The following is a 17361-nucleotide window of genomic DNA, read 5'->3' as shown; positions in this document are numbered from 1 at the left end:
GGCTGATCGCCAGCGCGGGCACGCGAGCGTCCTATTCTGACGCAGTCAGCTGCCGGCGGCCTTTTGGCGCCGGCCCTGCAATCCATTTGCGCCCGGCGTGCGTACAAGCATGCGAGACCGTCCGGGCGCACGGCGCCGAGGCACGGACTCGCCTTCACGGGCTTGTCTTTTCATTCACCTCTCGCTCAGGCGACAAAGGAACCGACCATGACCATCCGCACCCTGACCGTCCTCGCAGCCGCCGCCGGCCTTGCCGCCTGTTCCGGCATGGGCACCAAGCCCCCGATGTATTCCCAGGCCGGCCTGCCGGATGCGGTGAAGGTGCCGGCCGGCCACGCCGTGGCCATGGAAACCGTGGGCGCGGGCGACATCACCTACGAATGCCGCGCCAAGGCCAACATGCCCGGCCAGCACGAGTGGGTCTTCGTCGGCCCGGACGCCAGGCTGATGGACCGCGCCGGCAAGCAGGTGGGCAAGTACTACGGCCCGCCGGCCACGTGGGAAAGCATGGACGGCTCCAAGCTCACGGCCACCCAGGTGGCGGTGGCGCCCGCCGGCACCGGCAACATTCCCTACCAACTGGTGAAGGCCAACCCGGCCATGGGCTCGGGCGCGATGCAGGGCGTGAGCTACATCCAGCGCGTGTCGACCCAGGGCGGCGTGGCACCGGCGGCGGCTTGCGGCGCATCGAACATGGGCCAGAAGCAGGTCGTGAAATACCAGGCCGACTACATCTTCTACCGCGCCGTCTGAGCGGCTTTCGGGCCCCGTTCACCGCCTCAGGAAACATTCGGCAACGTATACTTCCCCGCAAAATCGGAGCGGAGCGCACCAGCGTGTGCGGGCGGGGAATGAAGCAAATTGCGATCGTTGTCGCGCTCTGCGTGGGCGCGTGGTACTTCTTCATCGGCGGGCGCAAGCTCGACGAATCGATGGTGCGCACGTACTACGAGAAAGAAGCCCACGCCATCTATTCGCGTGACGCGGACAAGCTGTGCAAGCAGCTCAGCAAGAAGGTCGTCATCCAGAGCAAGACGGTGATGATGGGCCGCACCACCGAGACCAGCAGCGACCGCGAACAGGCCTGCGACTCGCTCCGCAAGACTTTCAAGATGTTCGAGTCGGTGGGCGAGCGCATGGGCGGCATTCTCACCATCGAGTACGAATACCACATCGACAGCATCGAGGTGGCCAGCGACCGCAAGAGCGCCACCGTCGAAGGCACCAGCGTGCTGAAGATGGGCGAGGCGGCCATGCAGTTCAAGAGCACTTTCACGCAGCGGCTGGAGCGCGAGCTGGGCCAGATGCGGCTGGTGCGCGGCGACGACGTGACCGTGGTGCGCATGGGCGGGCGCGGCGCCATGAGCCAGAGCGACTTCTTCAAGTAAGCGCGAGGCGCCGCCACCATGCTCGTCAACGACTCGCTCCCGCCCCCGCCGCCGTTCTGGCACCGCCTCAACAGCTTCTTCGCCTTTCCGTTCCAGCTGCGGCCGCTGATGTACGGCCTGGTGCTCGCGTTCTGCAGCCTGCTGTTCGAGGCCATTCCTTTTCTGCATCCCGGCCTGTCGCTGATCGTGATCGAACTGGGCATCGTGCTGGCGGCCAGCCGCTACGGCTTCAAGGTGACCGCACTCGGCTCGCGCGGCATCTGGCGTTCGGAAGACTTTCCGCGCGAGCTGAATGAAGACTGGGTCAACCTGCCGTGGAAGCTGTTTGCCATTTCGGTGGTGCAGGGCGCGCTGATCGGCTGGCTGGCCTGGTACGAGCCGGTGCTGGGCACCGTCGGGGTGTTCGTGGTGTCGTTCACCTTTCCGGCCGCGGTGATCGTGCTGGTGCAGTCGGGCAGCTTCTTCCAGGCCATGAACCCCGGCCACGTGATGGATGCGATGCGCATCATCGGCTGGCCGTATGCACTGCTGTGCTTCTTCCTGTTTCTGTTGAGCGCGGGCGCCCAGATTGCCATTGGCATGGTGCTGCCGATGATCGACGGCCTCATCGTGCTGCCGATTGCCAATTTCGCGTTCATCTACTTCGGCTGGGTAATGGCCAGCCTGCTCGGCTACGTGATGTACCAGCACCATGACGCCTTCGGCATCGACCTGCTGCCCGGCGGCGGCGTGGACGATGGCGCGCCGGTGGACCGCCGCACGCCCGAGCAGATTGCCGCGCAGCGCACCGATGCCGAAGTGGCGCAGCTGGTGACCGACGGCGACGTGGCCGGCGCGCTGGGCGTGGCCTACGAAGCGCAGCGCGTGGCGGCGGCCGACGACCTGGCGGCGCAGCGCCGCTATCACCGCGTGCTGCTGCTCGTGCCCGACAAGGCGTCTACCTTGCTCGACCATGCGCGCCGCTACATCCCGCTGCTGCTGCGCCGCGACCTGGCTTCCGAGGCGCTCAAGGTCTTCAAGGCCTGCCGCGAGAAAGACAAGGCATTTGCGCTGGACGACGCGCCCACTGTCATGACGCTGGCAAAAGCCGAATGGCGCAACGGCGATGCGCATGCCGCACTGGCGCTGCTGTCGGGCTTCGACCGGCGCTTTCGCGGGCATGCGGCCATTCCGCAGGCCTACGAACTGGCGGCCAGGGTGCTGGTGCAGGGGCTGGGCCGCGCCGACATGGCACAGCCGATCCTGAAGACGCTCGAATCGCGCTTTCCGGACAGCGAGCAGACGCAGGAAGTGCGCTGGCTGCTGCGGCCCGCGGCCTGATCTTCTTGCCGGCTCAGGCGCGCTCGAGGGCGCGCGTCACCATGTCGTTGGGCGCAAGCCGCAGCAGATGCGGCAGCCAGCCCTTGGCCATCTCGCGCTCGCCGGCATGCAGCAACCCGTTGGCGCAGGCGGAGAGCGTATCGGCCAGTTCCGGATGGTCGGGCGCCGTCTTCAGCAGCACGCGGCACAGCTTGTCGGCGTCCTGGAACTGGCGCACGCGCGTGAAGCGGCGCGCAAGGCGGGCCATGTCGTCGGGCTTCAGGCGCGCGCCGGGCTTGGCCTGGTCGAGGTAGGTGGTGTAGCTGGCGTGCTGCAGGGCCAGCGTGTCGGGGTCGGTGGCCGGCAGGCGGAAGATGCGGCGCGCGGCCTGGTGAAAGTCTTCGCTCGCGGGCTGCAGCCGCGCGGTGTTGAACCAGGCGCGCAGCGTGTCGGTGTCGCCGGGTTGCAATGCGGCGGCGGCGCGCCATTCGGCGGCGGCAGCCTCGAACTTCATGGCGGCACCCAGCCGCCGCGCCGCGGCTACGTGGCCGTTGAACTCCTCGTCGCCGTTCGATTGTTCCGAGGCCACGGTCTCCGGCGTCTTCACGCGGTTCAGCGCCATGGCGCAGGCCATCAGCGCCGCGCCCGCCAGAAGGCCGCCCAGGTGGGCCATGTAGGCAATGCCCTGGCCGCCCACCGCGTGCTGGAGCAATTCGTTGGCAATCCACGCCGGCAGCAGCAGCAGGGCCGGCGCGGTGACGTAGTTGAAATAGAAGAACAGCTGGTAGAAGAACCGGATGCGCCGCAGCCGGTACATCACCGCGTACATGCCCATCAGCGCCGACACCGCGCCCGAGGCGCCGAGCCCGTAGCTGCCCTTGCCCGCGTAGGCCCAGTCGGCCAGCACCGAGGCACCCACCGCGCCCAGGATGTAGAAGCTCAGGTAGGTGCCGCGGCCCAGCGCCAGCTCGACCGAAAAGCCGAACAGGAAGAGGAACAGCATGTTGCCCAGCAGATGCCCGGTGCTGCCGTGCAGGAAGGCGGCGGTCACCCAGGTCCAGGGCTTGAACTCCGCGTCCTTGGTGTAGTCCTGCGCCCAGCGTTCGGTGAACGGCGCGGGCTGCATCGATTCGTACTGCTGGCGGTCGCGCTTCCACTCGGCATACCGCGGGTTGGCGGGCGTGACCACGCCATCTGCGCGCAGCTTTTGCAGGAAGGTTTTTTCCTGCTGCATGCCTTCGAGCAGCGGCCCTGTCTGCTTGCGGGCCAGCAGCCGCTGTGCGGCCTTGGCACGGGGCGAGCGCGTTTCCTCGAGCCACGCCACGAAGGGCGGCAGCTCCAGTTCGGGCAGCACGCTTTGCGAGTAATAGTGGGCCGCGCGTTCGTCGGCCTTTTCTTCACTGCGCTGCGGTCCCCAGAACACGATCATGTTCACGAGGATCAGCAGCACCGTCATCCACGGTGGATTGCGCCAGCTCGGTTTGTTCTCGAGCGGGATGGCGTAGAACAAGCGGCGCTTTCGGTCAGGCGAGGCGTGCGCGGTGGCGCGCGATCTGCGCCTTCACTTGGGCCGGCGCGGTGCCGCCCAAGATGTTGCGCGCGTTGAGCGAGCCGCGCAGGCTCAGCACGTCGTACACGTCCTTCTCGATCTTGGGGTTGAACTGCTGCAGCACGGCCAGGGGCAGTTCCGCCAGGTCGACCTTGTGCGAGGTGGCGGCTTTCACCGCATGGGCCACGATTTCGTGCGCGTCGCGGAAGGGCAGGCCCTTCTTCACGAGGTAGTCGGCCAGGTCGGTGGCGGTGGCGTAGCCGCGCAGCGCGGCGGCTTCCATGGCCTCGGGCTTCACGGTGATGCCGCCGATCATCTCGGCAAAGATGCGCAGCGTGTCCTTGAGCGTGTCGACGGTATCGAACAGCGGCTCCTTGTCTTCCTGGTTGTCCTTGTTGTAGGCCAGCGGCTGGCCCTTCATCAGGGTGATGAGCGCCATCAGGTGGCCGACCACGCGGCCGGTCTTGCCGCGCGCCAGCTCGGGCACGTCGGGGTTCTTCTTCTGCGGCATGATCGAAGAGCCGGTCGTGAAGCGGTCGGCAATCTGGATGAAGCCGAAGTTCTGGCTCATCCAGAGAATGAGTTCTTCGCTCATGCGGCTGATGTGCACCATGCACAGGCTGGCGGCGGCGGTGAACTCGATGGCAAAGTCGCGGTCGCTCACGGCGTCCAGGCTGTTCTGGCACACGCCGTCCATCTTCAGGGTCTTGGCCACCAGTTCGCGGTCGAGCGGATAGCTGGTGCCGGCCAGCGCGGCGGCGCCCAGCGGCAGGCGGTTGACGCGCTTGCGCACGTCCTGCAGGCGCTCGGCGTCGCGGCTGAACATTTCCACGTAGGCCAGCATGTGGTGGCCAAAGCTCACCGGCTGCGCCACCTGCAGGTGCGTGAAGCCGGGCAGGATGACGTCGACGTTCTTTTCGGCAATGTCCACCAGCGAGACTTGCAGCGCCACGAGCAACTCGGCAATCAGGTCGATTTCGCCGCGCAGCCACAGGCGCACGTCGGTGGCAACCTGGTCGTTGCGGCTGCGGCCGGTGTGCAGGCGCTTGCCGGCGTCGCCCACGAGCTGCGTCAGCCGGGCCTCGATGTTCAGGTGCACGTCCTCGAGGTCGAGTTTCCACTCGAAAGCGCCCGATTCGATTTCAGCGCGGATCTGCGCCATCCCACGCTCGATTTCGGCGTGGTCCTGCTTGGCGATGATGCCCTGGGCGGCCAGCATGCCGGCATGCGCCAGCGAACCCTCGATATCGGCCTGCCACAGACGCTTGTCGAAGAACACGCTGGCGGTGTAGCGCTTCACGAGGTCGCTCATGGGTTCGGAGAACAGGGCCGACCAGGCTTCGGATTTCTTGTCGAGTTGGTTTTGGGTCATGGGAGCCGTTCGAGAGGCAATAATGGGTTGGTTACCCAATGTATCTGTGATGCGCAACCCGGCGATTTTATCGGCCACCTCCAACCCCACGCCTCCGGCCTCGCCGGAAAGAGGGCGTTTGCCTGCGCGCGGCAGTTCCGGGTTGTTCGACGCCTGCCAGATCGGCGTGGTTTTGCGCACGGTTCTCTTCGTGGAGGCGCTGGTGGCGACCGCCACGCTTTTCGTCTCGTCCTCCCCGGGCGAATGGCTGGTGCAGACCGCCACCGTCACAGGCGGCGCGCTGCCAGCGACCTTGCTCTGGCTGGTGGTTACCTGCGCGCTCAAGAAGCCGCTCGGGCGCCTGCCGCGGCAGGCGCAGTACGCCGCGGGCGCAGTGCTGGGCGCGGTTTCGGCGCTCTACGGCTGCGGCCTCTTGCGGCTGACCGGTGTGCTGGGCACGGCGCCGTGGCTCGCCAGCGCCGTGGCGGGCGCCTTCATTGCCGGCATGGTCATGGCCGCGATGGTGCTGCGCGCGCGCGGCCAGACGCCCGCCGCAATGACTGCCCGGCTGGAAGAACTGCAGTCGCGCATCCGCCCGCACTTTCTGTTCAACACCCTCAACAGCGCCATTGCACTGGTGCGCGAAGAGCCCGCCAAGGCCGAAACCATGCTGGAAGACCTGGCCGAGCTGTTCCGCCAGGCGCTGGCCGACCCGGGCGAATCGGGCACGCTGGCCGACGAGATCGCGCTGGCCGAGCGCTACCTGGCCATCGAGCAGGTGCGTTTCGGCGACCGCCTGCGCATCCGCTGGGACCTCGATGCCGCGGCCAGCAGTGCGCGGCTGCCCCCGCTGCTGCTGCAGCCGCTGGTCGAAAACGCCATCAAGCACGGCGTGGAGCCCAGCCCCGAAGGTGCCAGGCTGCGCATCCGCACCGAGCGCCGGGGCGACGTGGTGGTGATCGAGGTGGTCAACAGCCTTCCGCCCCTGCGCTGGGCCGACGAGCCCTTGCCGCGCGGCCACGGCATTGCATTGGCCAATGTGCGAGACCGGCTGCGGCTGCTGCACGACATGCAGATGCAGTTCAGCGCCGGCATGGACCAGAAGAACTACCGCGTGCGCATTGCCATTCCCGCCGAATCATGACCCTCAAGACCCTGATCGTCGACGACGAAACCCTTGCGCGCTCCCGGTTGCGCACCTTGCTGCGCGACTGCCGCGCGCCCGCGGCTGAAGTGGTGGCTGAGGCGGCCCAGGGCGCCGAGGCGCAGCAACACCTGGCGAGCATGGCAATCGACCTTGTGCTGCTCGACGTCCACATGCCCGGCGTCGATGGCATCGAGGTGGCGCGCATGCTGCGCGAACAGGCGGACGCGCCGGCCGTGGTGTTCGTCACAGCCCATGCGGCCCATGCGGTCACGGCCTTCGACCTCGATGCGGTCGACTACCTGACCAAGCCCGTGCGGGCCGAACGCCTGCAGCAGGCGCTGCAAAAAGCCGAGCGCTTTCTGAAGGAGCGGCGGGCGCTGCAGGCCAACGCCGTGCAGGAGAGCGTGCTCATTCAAGACCGGGGCCGCGCCGAGCGGGTGCCGCTCTCGGAGGTGCTCTACCTGAAGTCGGAATACAAGTACCTCACGGTGCGCACCGCCACGCGCAGCCACATCCTGGACGGTTCGCTGAACGAATTCGAAGAGCGGTACCCGGGGCGCTTTCTGCGCGTGCACCGCAATGCGCTAGTGGCGCGCGCAGCCATCCGCGCGCTGGAGAAATACGATGACGGGGAAGACGCCGAAGGCTGGGCCTTGCGGCTCGACGCGATTCCCGAACCCGTCGCGGTTTCGCGGCGGCAACTGGCTGCAGTGCGCGAAGTGCTGAAGGAAGCCCGATGACCGACGACAAGAAAACCGCCGACGAGACAACGGCAGCAGGACAGCCTCCGCCGGAGGCTGCCGAAACTCCGCCTGAACTGCCCCCCGAGCCCGCGGCGGCGCCCGAGCCGCAAGCCGCTGCCGCCGCCCCCGAACCTGAACCGGAGCCGGAGCCCGAACCCCCGCGCATGCTGCTGCACATGCCGGTCGATGTGCGCAGCGCTTCGCTGGTGGTGCTTGCGGTGCTGGCCGGCGTGTTCGCGTTGCGATGGGCTTCGGCGGTCTTCATTCCGCTGATGGTGAGCCTGCTGCTGAGCTATGCGCTCTCGCCCCTGGTCGACCGGCTGGAGCACTGGAAGGTGCCGCGCTGGATCGGCGCGACGGTGATCCTGCTGGGCCTGACCGGCGGCCTGGGCTGGACGGGCTATTCGCTGTCGGGCAGCGCCTCGGAACTGCTCGATTCGCTGCCCGTTGCAGCGCAAAAGCTGCGGCAGGCCACGCGCAGCAACAAGAGCGCCACCGCCACGCCGCTCGACAGCGTGCAGCAGGCCGCTGCGCAGCTCGAACGCGCGGCCGAGGAAAATTCGGCCCGCGTTGCGGCCCGCAAAGGCGTGGCGCGCGTCGTCATCGAGCGGCCGGCCTTCAATGTGCGCGAGTACCTGTGGAGCGGCACCGTCGGGCTGCTGGCCGCGGCGGGGCAGTTCACGCTGGTGGTCTTTCTGACCTTCTTCGCGCTGTGCTCGGGCAACACGTTCCGGCGCAAGCTGATCAAGATCACCGGCCCCAGCCTGGAAAAGAAAAAGATCACCGTGCACGTGCTGGACGACATCACGCGCAACATCGAGCGCTACCTGCTGGTGCAGATACTCACCAGCGTGCTGGTCGGTGTGGCCACGGGGCTCGCGTTCTGGGGCCTGGGGCTGGAGAACGCGGCCGTGTGGGGCATTGTTGCGGCGGTGACCAACCTCATTCCGTACATCGGTTCCGTCATCGTCATGGCCGCCGCGGGGCTGGTGGCCTTCCTGCAGTTCAACACGCTTGAAATGGGGCTGCTGGTGGCCGGCACGTCGCTGCTCATCCACACGCTGGTGGGCAACCTGCTGCTGCCGTGGCTCACCAGCCGCACCAGCCGCATGAACCCGGTGGCGGTGTTCGTCGGCGTGATCTTCTGGGGCTGGCTCTGGGGCGTGTGGGGGCTGCTGCTGGGCATTCCCATCACCATGGTGGTCAAGTCGATCTGCGACCGGGTGGAAGACCTGCAGCCGATCGGGGAGCTGCTGGGAGACTAGGCAGTTGGCGCCGCTACAGGGCTTCAGCTGGATCGCGCGCGGGCCTGGTTCAGCCTTGAGAAGCGCACGATCATCCACGGCCCCAGCAGCGCACCCAGGCCGACGGAACTCCATGCCGCGACCCAGCCGTAGGTGCTGCCGAAGCCGAACTGCGACTGTCCCCAGTCCAGCGCCAGGCCGAACACCCAGGGGCTCAACGCGCCGGCACCGAAGCCCATCACCGAGCGCACCGAGTACGCCACGCCCAGGCGGTGCGGCGCCACCACGTCGGCCAGCGCGGTCGAATAGACCGACGAGTCGGCGATGGCAAGCAGGTTGTAGATGGCGGCCATTGCGGCCAGCAGCCACAGCGGCCAGGTCCACATCCAGCCGAAGCTGAACGACATGCAAAGGCTGGCCACCGTGGCGACCATCATGATTCGCGCACGGCCGAACCGGTCGGATGCGGCGCCGCCCGCAATGCTGCCGAACACGCTCACCAGGTGGGCAAGCGCCGCCAGTGCAATGCCCGCGCCTTGCCATGGCGTACTGCCGCCCGCGGAAGCGACGAGGTAGGCGGGCAGCCACGCCCACAGGGCCATCAGCTCCCAGCAATGAAAGGCGTAGGCCCAGTTGCCGGCCATCGCAGGCTTGTCGCGCACCGTTTCGCGCAGCGCGTGCCAGGTGCCTTCGCGCGGCGTGCCGGCACTGGCGGGCGGCGCGGGCGGGCGCATGCGCCGCAGCGCGGGCAGGGTCAGCAGTGCACCCGCAAAGGTGCAGCCCGCCGCCACGAACAGCCCGAGCCGCCAGTGCTGCACATGGCTCAACACCGCCACCATCGCGAGCGACAAGGCATAGCCCATCGACGCCGCGCCGAGAAACAGCCCCATCGCGCGGCCGCGCACGGCGGGTTGGGTGTTGCGCGCCAGGAGCTGCAGGCCCGGCGTGTACGAGGCGCCCGCGCACAAACCCGTCAGGCCGTAGAGCAGCATGGCCGAACGATGGTCGTGTGCGAACACTGCGAAAGCCGCTGCCGCGACCGCGCTGATGGCGCTGCCGAAGAGGAACACGCGATGCGGGCCGAAGCGATCGGCCAGAAGGCCCACCGCGAACAGCGAGCTCATGTAGCCGATGTGCCAGGCGCTCTGGATCGAACCTGCCTGCGCGGCCGTCATGTGCCAGTCGGCCATCATGAACGGAAGCACGCCGGAGTAGGCGGTGACGATCATCGCCTGCAGCAGCCGGCTCGCGCACAGCAGCGCCAGCCAGCCGCGCGCGGGCGCCGGCTCAGCGCAGTGCACGTTGCATGAGCACGGTGTCGACCAACTGCCCGAACTTGAAGCCGACGTTGCGCAGCACACCCACCAGTTCGAAGCCGAGGCTTTCATGCAGGCGCTGCGATCCGGCATTGGCGCTGTTGCCGACCACCGCCACCATCTGCGTGAAGCCGCCATCGGTGCAGCGCCCGATCACCGCTTGAAGCAGCGCCTTGCCGATGCCGTGGCCCTGCATGCCTTGCGCGATGTAGACCGAATCCTCCACCGTGTGGCGGTACGCGGACCGGCTGCGGTAGGGGCTTGCATAGGCATAGCCGGCCACCTCGCCGTCCTTCATTGCCACGAGGTAGGGCAGGCCGCGTGCTAGCACGTCGGCGCGCCGCGACTGCATCTGCTGGACGGTGGGAACCTCTTCCTCGAAGGAGCACAGGTCGTGCAGCACGTAGTGGCTGTAGATGGCCTGCACCGCGGGCATGTGATGCGGTTCGGCGTCGAGGATTTCGAAGGAGGTAGAGGCAACGAGGTGTGAGGGCATGCCCCGGATCTTGACGGTCCGTCATGGATAAGTGAAGCTTGGCCAGCCTATGCAAAGCATAAGGAATACTTTGGAAAAGACATTGAACCTCGACCAGCTGAAGTCCTTCGGGCTGGTTATTGAAACCGGCAGCTTCTCCGCCGCGGCCGACAGGCTCGGCCTTACGCAGCCGGCGGTAAGCCTGCAGATCCGCCAGCTGGAGCGCAAGCTGGCCGTGCGCCTGGTGGAGCGTGTGGGCCGGCAGGCCAAGGCCACGCCCGCCGGTGCGGCACTGCTGCTGCACGCCCAGCACATCGAGACCGCTGTGGAGAACGCCATCGACGCGTTGGCGGACCACACCAGCGGCGTGACGGGCCGCGTTCGGCTGGGCACCGGCGCAACGGCCTGCCTTTATTTCCTGCCGGGCTTGCTGCGCGGCTTGCGGGAGCAGTTTCCGGCGCTGGGCATCGTGGTGAGCACCGGCAACACCGACGACCAGGTCCGCAAGGTGGAAGAAAACAGCATCGACCTCGCGCTGGTCACGCTGCCGGCGGCGGGCCGCTCGCTGAGCGTGCTGCCGGTGCTCGACGACGAGTTCGTCGCCATCGGCCGCGGCGATCTCGCTCCGCTGAAAGCCCGGGTGGGGCCTGCCGACCTGGCCGCGCTGCCGCTGGTGCTGTTCGAGCCTGCGGCCAACACGCGCAAGCTGGTCGACCGGTGGTTTGCCGCCGAAGGTCTGCAGCCGCAGCCCGTCATGGAGCTGGGCAGTGTCGAGGCCATGAAGGAGATGGTGGCCGCGGGGCTGGGCTACGGCATCGTGCCGCGCATGTCCATGGCGGGCCGCGGCGCCCACCCCGGGTTGAAGACAAGCCGGCTGAACCCCGGCATGCACCGCACGCTGGCCATCGTGATCCGGCGCGACAAGCCGGTCAGCAAGGCGCTGCGCGTGGTGCTCGATGCGATTCTTGCGGCCGGCAAGAAGGGGAGTTCGGCCGTTACTCCGGCCGTTACTCCGGCGAAAAGGCCGAAGACGTAGCACGCGCCGCGCCGCTGCGTGCGCGGCCCAGCGTGCCGACGATGAGCGCGGCAATCAGCACCAGCGCGCCGCTGAGCACCATCGCGCTCGAGATGCCGTAGTTGTCGACCGTCACGCCGCCGATCAGCGCGCCCGAGGCAATGGCCACCTGGAAGCCGCTCACGAGCAGGGCTTGCCCGGCTTCTGGTGCGTCGGGCACCGCTTCCATCATCCAGCCCGTGAGCGCCACCGGAATCAGGCCGAAGGCCACGCCCCAGATGAAGACCACGACCGCGCCCGCCACGAAGCCGCTGCCGATCACCGTCGAGAGCAGCAGCGCGGTTGCCAGCATCAGCGCCGCGAGCAGGGTGGTGCCGCGCACGCTGCGCGCCACCAGGCTACCGCCCAGGAACGTGCCGATGAAGCCCACGGCGCCGTACACCAGCAGCAGCGTGGAGACCGAGTGCGGCGCCAGGCCGAACACCTGCTGCAGCAGCGGCTTCAGGTAGGTGTAGGCCGCGAAGTGGCCGGCGATGAAGAACAGCACGGCAAGCAGGCCGACCTGCGCCATGCGGCGCGTCAGCGGCGTGAGCAGGTCGCGTGCGCCGATGGCGCGCACCGGCGGTATCGAAGGCAACAGCCACAGCTGCACCAGCAGCACGACCGCGGCAAGCGCGCCCGTCACCGCGAACGAGGCGCGCCAGCCGAACAGTGTTCCAAGCAAGGAGCCCGCGGGCACGCCGAGCACCGCGGCCGCGGACACACCCGCCAGCACCAGCGACATGGCCCGCGCCTTCGAGGCTTGCGGCACCAGTTGCGTGGCAGCCGCGGGTGCGAAGGTCCAGAAACCGCCCACGCACAGGCCCAGCATGAGCCGCGCGACCAGCATCGTGGCGAAGTTGGGCGCAAAGGCCGCCAGCAGGTTCGATGCGATCAGCAGCGTGGTGAGCGCGATCAGCACCGTGCGCCGGTCCAGGCGGCCCGAAGCGACGATGAGACCGGGTCCTGCAAGAGCGGCAAGCACGCCTGGCATGGTGATCATGAGCCCCGCCGTGCCGTCGGACACATTGAGCCCGCGGGCGATATCGGTCAATAGGCCGATGGGCATGAACTCGGTCGAAACCATTGCGAAGGTGCCGACGGCAATCGAGCTGACCGCCAGCCAGGCGGAGCGGGTCGTCCTGGTCGGCTCGCGAGCCAGATCGTCCACGCAGGGGTTGCCGGTGGGTGAATTCATCATGAGAAGGTCCTGGAGTCGCATCGGCGGAAAAAAAGCGCGCACCGATGCGTTGTTTGCGAAAGGCCGTCCAGTGTCGAAGCGGACGGGCTCTTCACAAAGGGCCTTGCGGGCAGTAGTCAGTTTCCCGGAGGCGAACAATCGCTCGTTTCGCAGCGCCGTGTCAGATGGCTGGCGGGCAGTGCTGCAGCACCCGTCCGTCGGCAATGAAAGAGTCGCCGACCAGTACACGAAAGACCGCACCGTCGGGAAAGCGCGCGCTCGCCATGTCTGGCGTCAGCAGCTCGACGTCGAGCGCGTGCGGCTTTCCGCGTTCGAGCTGCGCTCCGTGCGGCACGAGCCACCGCGCCGAAAAACCTTCGTTGCCGATCACCAGCGCGCAGCGGTATTCGCCGGCCGCCAACGGCACGTCGTGCGAAGGCAGCGCCGGTGGGCGCAGCGTGAGTTCGACGGAAAGATGCGGCGTGAAGGCGCGCGCAGCGTCGAAGGTCGCGGGCTGCGCGGGTGGTGCACGCCGCGGCAGCTTGCCGATGAGCCACGCGATGACGTTGCCGATGATCGGCACCCACAACACCATCAGCAGCGTGCCGATGTCGCGCGTGGTCGAGCCGGGAGTTGCGTAGTGCCGCACGACCGCGCCGCCGACAGCCACGCACAGCAGAACGGCGACGATCAGCTTGCGCCGGGACTGTATGGTGCTCATGGCGGAGCGGTTGCCTGTGCGTTCACTCGCATCAGCCCGTGTTCCGCAAGCCGGCCGCCACCCCGTTGATCGAAATGTGGATGCCCCGCTGCAGCCGCTCGCCGCCTTCGCCCGCGCGGTAGCGCCGCATCAGCTCTACCTGCAGGTGATGCAGCGGGTCGATGTACGGAAAGCGGTGGCGCACCGAGCGCTGCATCTCGGCATTGCCTTCGAGGCGCTGCTTGGCGCCGGTGATCAGTGTGAGCGCGTCGGAGGTGCGATGCCATTCGGTGTCGATCATCGAGAACACCTTCTGGCGCAGCTTGCGGTCGCCTACGAGTTCGGCATAGCGCGAAGCCAATGCGAGGTCGCTCTTGGCAAGCACCATGTCCATGTTGGAGAGCAGGGTGCGAAAGAACGGCCATTGCGCATACATGCGGCGCAGCAGCGCCACGCGCTCCTTGCGCGCAGCCGGTGTGCCGGCCGACGCGAGGAACTGCTCCACGCCCGAGCCGAAGCCGAACCAGCCCGGTATGGTGAGCCGGCACTGGCCCCAGCTGAAGCTCCACGGCACGGCGCGCAGGTCGTCGATCTTGTGGCTCGGGTTGCGGGAGGCGGGGCGCGAGCCGATGTTGAGTTCGGCAATTTCGCGGATGGGCGTGGAGCCGAAGAAGTAGTCGCCGAAGCCCGGGGTCTCGTAGACCAGCTTGCGGTAAGCCGCCATGCTTGCGGTCGACAGCTCTGCGGCCGCCGAAAGAAAGGTGGCGGGTGCCGACTTGCCCTGCGGCAGCAGCGTGGCTTCGAGCGTGGCGGCCACCAGCGTCTCGAGGTTGCGCCGGCCGATCTCGCGGTTGGCGTATTTCGAGCCGATGACTTCGCCCTGTTCGGTGAGCCGGATCTGGCCGCGCACCGTGCCCGGCGGCTGCGCGAGGATGGCCTGGTAGCTCGGGCCGCCGCCGCGTCCCACCGTGCCGCCGCGGCCATGGAACATGCGCAGGCGGATCGGGTGGGTCTTCTTTTTCTTGTTGAGCTCGTCGAACAGCGACACCAGCGCGATGCCGGCGCGGTAGAGCTCCCAGTTGCTGGTGAAGATGCCGCCGTCCTTGTTGCTGTCGCTGTAGCCGAGCATCACGTCCTGTTCGGCGCCCGAGCGCTCTATGAGATCGGCAATACCGGGCAGGGCGTAGAAGGCGCGCACGATGGGCGCGGCGTTGCGCAGGTCTTCAATGGTTTCGAACAGCGGCACCACGATCAGGTCGCAGGTTGCGTTGCTGCCCATGGCACCGCGCAGCAGGCCCACTTCCTTTTGCAGCAGCAAGGCCTCGAGCAGGTCGCTCACCGTTTCGGTGTGGCTGATGATGTAGTGGCGAATGGCCGCCGCGCCGTAGCGTGCACGCGCGGTGCGCGCGGCCGCGAAGATCGCGAGCTCGCTCTGCGCGAGCGGCGAATATTCCGCGTCGGGCACGCGCAGCGGACGTGCGTCGTCGAGCAGCTTGAGCAGCAACTGCTGCTTGGCTTCTTCGGCCAGCGACGCATACGAGGGTTCGATGCGCGCGGTGGCCAGCAGTTCGGCGATCACGGCCTCGTGCTTGTCGGAACTCTGGCGCAGATCGACCGTGGCCAGGTGAAAACCGAACACCTCGACCGCGCGGATCAACGGCCGCAGGCGCGGTGCTGCCAGCACGGTGCCGTGCTTCTCGGCGAGCGACTGTTCCACGGTGTGAAGATCGGCCAGAAACTCCTCGGCCCGGGTGTAGGGGTTTTGCGGCGGCACCGCGTGGCGTGCCGCCTCGCCGCCGGTCAGGTCGCGCAGCGTGGCCGCAAGGCGTGCATACACGCCGGTGAGTGCGCGGCGGTAGGGCTCGTCCTTGCGGTGCTCGCTGGTGTCGGGCGAGCGCTCGGCCAGCGCCTGCATCTCGACCGATACGTCGACCAGCGTGGCCGAGAGCGAGAGCTCTCCGCCGAGGTAGTGCACCTCGGTCAGGTAGTGGCGCAGCGCCAGCTCGGCCTGCCGGCGCAATGCGTACTCGAGCGTTTCGGCCGTGACGTTCGGGTTGCCGTCGCGGTCCCCGCCGATCCATTGGCCCATGCGCAGGAAGGGTGCCACCGAGGGCACCACGCCGTTCTGGCCCAGTGTTTTTTCCAGGTCGGCATAGACGCGCGGAATTTCGCGAAGGAATGTGGCTTCGTAGTAGCTCAGCGCGTTTTCGATTTCGTCAGCCACCGTGAGCTTGGAGAAGCGCAGCAGGCGCGTCTGCCAGATCTGCGTCACGCGGATGCGCATCTGGGTTTCGTTCTCGGCAAACTCGAGCGGCGTGAGCGCGTCCTTGCCGCCTGCGTAGGCGCTCTGGCGAAGCTTGATCTCGTCGCGCGTGGTGAGCAGCTGGGCAATGGCGCGCTCGGCATCGAGGATGCTCTTGCGCTGCACTTCGGTGGGGTGCGCGGTGAGCACTGGTGACACGTAGCTGTGTGCAAGAGAGGCCACCACCTCGTCGGGCTTGACGCCGGCCTTGCGGATGCGTGCAAGGGCGGTCTGCAGGTCGCCGTCGGCGCTCTCGCCGGCACGCTCGGCCTCGGTGCGGCGGCGAATCAGGTGCCGGTCTTCCGCCAGGTTGGCCAGATGGCTGAAATAGGTGAAGGCGCGAATCACGCGCACTGTTTCGGCCGCGCTCAGGCCCTTGAGCAGGTTCTTGAGTGCGCGGTCGGCCGCATGGTCCGCGTCACGCCTGAAAGCCACCGAGAGCGTGCGAATCTTCTCGACCAGCGCGTAGCTTTCTTCGCCCTCCTGCTCGCGGATGACGTCGCCGAGGATGCGGCCCAACAGCCGGATGTCGTCGATCAGTGGCTGGTCTTCGGCTTGCCGGCGCTTGGCGGGCGCAGGAGTCTTGCTGGCTTTCATTCGATGTTTTTCCTGGACTAGAAAGGAGACGTCGCCTGCGTTGCTGCGGCGCAACATGCTAGCATTCCGGCGGTCTGAAACATGTACTTTTTGGGAGCGATCTTGAGCAACATCGTGATCGCCACGCGCGAAAGCCGGCTGGCCCTGTGGCAAGCCGAACACGTGCAAGCGCTGCTGCAAGAAAGAGGCCACACGGTCAGCCTGCTGGGAATGACCACGCGGGGCGACCAGATCCTCGACAAGTCGCTCAGCAAGGTGGGCGGCAAGGGCCTCTTCGTGAAAGAACTCGAACTCGCCCTGGAAGAAGGCCGCGCCGACATCGCGGTGCATTCGCTCAAGGACGTGCCGATGGATTTGCCCGAGGGCTTTGTGCTGGCCTGCGTGCTTGAGCGCGAAGACCCGCGCGATGCGCTGGTGTCGCCCCGCTACGCCTCGCTGGAAGAGCTGCCGCAGGGCGCGGTGGTCGGTACCTCCAGCCTTCGTCGCGTGGTGCTGCTGCGCGCCATGAGGCCCGACCTGCGCATCGAGCCGCTGCGGGGCAACCTCGACACCCGCCTGCGCAAGCTCGACGAAGGGCAGTACGACGCCATCGTGCTCGCTGCGGCCGGGCTCAAGCGGCTCGGCCTTGAGTCGCGCATCCGGGTCGCGTTCGATCCCGACACCATGCTGCCGGCGGCGGGGCAGGGCGCCCTCGGCATCGAGGTGCGGGCCGACCGCGCCGACCTGATTGCATTGCTCGCGCCTCTGTCGTACCGCAGCGACTGGCTGGCCACCGCCGCCGAGCGCGCGGTGAGCCGATCGATGGGCGGCAGCTGCTCGATGCCGCTGGCGGCGCACGCGCGCTGGCAGGCCGACGGCACGCTGCGCATCGATGCCGCTTGGGGCGATCCGGAAGGCAATGCCGCGCTGGTGCGGATTCACGCCCAGGCCGAAGCGGCCGATTTCGCGCAGGCGGGCGCGCTTGGCGAACGGGCCGCGGATCTGCTGCGTAACGCCGGCGCGCACTGAGCGCAGAC

15 protein-coding genes are annotated in these 17361 nt (G+C 67.6%); 8 read left to right on the top strand and 7 right to left on the bottom strand.

Annotated elements, in window-relative coordinates; all coding sequences use genetic code 11:
* Positions 1-207 precede the first annotated feature (207 nt).
* The 3 genes from V9L21_RS04115 (at position 208) to V9L21_RS04105 (ending at position 2708) form a co-directional block, all read left to right on the top strand.
* Positions 208-753 carry a DUF3455 domain-containing protein gene (locus V9L21_RS04115; protein WP_337309392.1) on the top strand — a complete coding sequence of 182 codons (546 nt, stop codon included), beginning with the start codon at positions 208-210 and terminating at the stop codon, positions 751-753.
* A gap of 98 nt (positions 754-851) precedes the next feature.
* The gene (locus V9L21_RS04110; protein WP_258504697.1) at positions 852-1388 is read left to right on the top strand and encodes a hypothetical protein; all 537 of its coding nucleotides are present in this window, start codon (positions 852-854) and stop codon (positions 1386-1388) included.
* A gap of 18 nt (positions 1389-1406) precedes the next feature.
* Positions 1407-2708, top strand: coding sequence for a tetratricopeptide repeat protein (locus V9L21_RS04105; protein ID WP_337309389.1), 1302 nt, complete (start codon positions 1407-1409; stop codon positions 2706-2708).
* 13 nt (positions 2709-2721) lie between these two features.
* Here V9L21_RS04105 and V9L21_RS04100 read toward each other — a convergent pair whose 3' ends face one another.
* Both V9L21_RS04100 and argH read right to left on the bottom strand, forming a co-directional pair.
* Positions 2722-4197 (bottom strand): rhomboid family intramembrane serine protease, encoded by a 1476-nt coding sequence (locus V9L21_RS04100; protein ID WP_337309387.1) that lies wholly within the window; start codon positions 4195-4197, stop codon positions 2722-2724.
* A 13-nt stretch (positions 4198-4210) separates the two neighbouring features.
* Entirely contained in the window at positions 4211-5608 is a 1398-nt protein-coding gene (gene argH / locus V9L21_RS04095) for an argininosuccinate lyase (RefSeq protein WP_337309385.1), read from the bottom strand.
* A gap of 22 nt (positions 5609-5630) precedes the next feature.
* Between argH and V9L21_RS04090 the strand changes: the two genes are divergently transcribed.
* The 3 genes from V9L21_RS04090 to V9L21_RS04080 are packed head-to-tail and all read left to right on the top strand — an operon-like array spanning position 5631 to position 8742.
* Positions 5631-6731 carry a sensor histidine kinase gene (locus V9L21_RS04090; protein ID WP_337309383.1) on the top strand — a complete coding sequence of 367 codons (1101 nt, stop codon included), beginning with the start codon at positions 5631-5633 and terminating at the stop codon, positions 6729-6731.
* Positions 6728-7474 carry a LytR/AlgR family response regulator transcription factor gene (locus tag V9L21_RS04085; protein WP_337309381.1) on the top strand — a complete coding sequence of 249 codons (747 nt, stop codon included), beginning with the start codon at positions 6728-6730 and terminating at the stop codon, positions 7472-7474. The genes V9L21_RS04090 and V9L21_RS04085 overlap by 4 nt, the downstream gene beginning before the upstream one ends.
* On the top strand, positions 7471-8742 hold the full coding sequence (locus V9L21_RS04080; protein ID WP_337309379.1) for an AI-2E family transporter: 1272 nt from the start codon (positions 7471-7473) through the stop codon (positions 8740-8742). Before V9L21_RS04085 ends, V9L21_RS04080 begins: the two co-directional genes overlap by 4 nt.
* Before the next feature lie 23 nt (positions 8743-8765).
* Here V9L21_RS04080 and V9L21_RS04075 read toward each other — a convergent pair whose 3' ends face one another.
* Together V9L21_RS04075 and V9L21_RS04070 are read right to left on the bottom strand one after the other, a co-directional pair.
* Positions 8766-10022: an MFS transporter gene (locus tag V9L21_RS04075; protein WP_337309377.1), complete on the bottom strand. Its 1257-nt coding sequence runs from the start codon at positions 10020-10022 to the stop codon at positions 8766-8768.
* Positions 10009-10533 (bottom strand): GNAT family N-acetyltransferase, encoded by a 525-nt coding sequence (locus V9L21_RS04070; protein ID WP_337309375.1) that lies wholly within the window; start codon positions 10531-10533, stop codon positions 10009-10011. Before V9L21_RS04070 ends, V9L21_RS04075 begins: the two co-directional genes overlap by 14 nt.
* 49 nt (positions 10534-10582) lie before the next feature.
* Between V9L21_RS04070 and V9L21_RS04065 the strand changes: the two genes are divergently transcribed.
* Complete coding sequence (locus V9L21_RS04065) at positions 10583-11548, top strand: LysR family transcriptional regulator (RefSeq protein ID WP_337309373.1); 966 nt, start codon at positions 10583-10585, stop codon at positions 11546-11548.
* Here V9L21_RS04065 and V9L21_RS04060 read toward each other — a convergent pair.
* From V9L21_RS04060 to ppc, 3 genes are all read right to left on the bottom strand, one after another.
* Positions 11520-12767: an MFS transporter gene (locus V9L21_RS04060; RefSeq protein ID WP_337309371.1), complete on the bottom strand. Its 1248-nt coding sequence runs from the start codon at positions 12765-12767 to the stop codon at positions 11520-11522. The two genes, V9L21_RS04065 and V9L21_RS04060, sit on opposite strands and share 29 nt — an antisense overlap.
* Positions 12768-12927: 160 nt before the next feature.
* The gene (locus V9L21_RS04055) at positions 12928-13467 is read right to left on the bottom strand and encodes a hypothetical protein (protein ID WP_337309369.1); all 540 of its coding nucleotides are present in this window, start codon (positions 13465-13467) and stop codon (positions 12928-12930) included.
* Positions 13468-13498: 31 nt separating this feature from the next.
* Positions 13499-16345 (bottom strand): phosphoenolpyruvate carboxylase, encoded by a 2847-nt coding sequence (gene ppc / locus V9L21_RS04050; RefSeq protein WP_337309367.1) that lies wholly within the window; start codon positions 16343-16345, stop codon positions 13499-13501.
* 81 nt (positions 16346-16426) lie between these two features.
* Between ppc and hemC the strand changes: the two genes are divergently transcribed.
* A complete protein-coding gene (gene hemC, locus V9L21_RS04045; protein ID WP_337309365.1) occupies positions 16427-17353 on the top strand; it encodes a hydroxymethylbilane synthase in 927 nt (308 codons plus the stop codon).
* Positions 17354-17361 lie beyond the last annotated feature (8 nt).

Origin of the sequence: Variovorax sp. CCNWLW235 (assembly GCF_037204085.1) — a bacterium.
Lineage (GTDB): Bacteria > Pseudomonadota > Gammaproteobacteria > Burkholderiales > Burkholderiaceae_C > Variovorax.
The sequence above is the reverse complement of the archived record's forward strand: the minus strand, read 5'-3'. Positions and strand labels throughout refer to the sequence as shown.

Coding starts and splice junctions, on each gene's coding strand:
- V9L21_RS04090 (WP_337309383.1), top strand. CDS start 5,631: ATGGGTTGGTTACCCAATGTATCTGTGATGCGCAACCCGGCGATTTTA.
- V9L21_RS04055 (WP_337309369.1), bottom strand. CDS start 13,467: ATGAGCACCATACAGTCCCGGCGCAAGCTGATCGTCGCCGTTCTGCTG.
- V9L21_RS04115 (WP_337309392.1), top strand. CDS start 208: ATGACCATCCGCACCCTGACCGTCCTCGCAGCCGCCGCCGGCCTTGCC.
- V9L21_RS04110 (WP_258504697.1), top strand. CDS start 852: ATGAAGCAAATTGCGATCGTTGTCGCGCTCTGCGTGGGCGCGTGGTAC.
- V9L21_RS04060 (WP_337309371.1), bottom strand. CDS start 12,767: ATGATGAATTCACCCACCGGCAACCCCTGCGTGGACGATCTGGCTCGC.
- V9L21_RS04085 (WP_337309381.1), top strand. CDS start 6,728: ATGACCCTCAAGACCCTGATCGTCGACGACGAAACCCTTGCGCGCTCC.
- V9L21_RS04105 (WP_337309389.1), top strand. CDS start 1,407: ATGCTCGTCAACGACTCGCTCCCGCCCCCGCCGCCGTTCTGGCACCGC.
- V9L21_RS04070 (WP_337309375.1), bottom strand. CDS start 10,533: ATGCCCTCACACCTCGTTGCCTCTACCTCCTTCGAAATCCTCGACGCC.
- V9L21_RS04065 (WP_337309373.1), top strand. CDS start 10,583: ATGCAAAGCATAAGGAATACTTTGGAAAAGACATTGAACCTCGACCAG.
- V9L21_RS04080 (WP_337309379.1), top strand. CDS start 7,471: ATGACCGACGACAAGAAAACCGCCGACGAGACAACGGCAGCAGGACAG.
- argH (WP_337309385.1), bottom strand. CDS start 5,608: ATGACCCAAAACCAACTCGACAAGAAATCCGAAGCCTGGTCGGCCCTG.
- ppc (WP_337309367.1), bottom strand. CDS start 16,345: ATGAAAGCCAGCAAGACTCCTGCGCCCGCCAAGCGCCGGCAAGCCGAA.
- hemC (WP_337309365.1), top strand. CDS start 16,427: ATGTACTTTTTGGGAGCGATCTTGAGCAACATCGTGATCGCCACGCGC.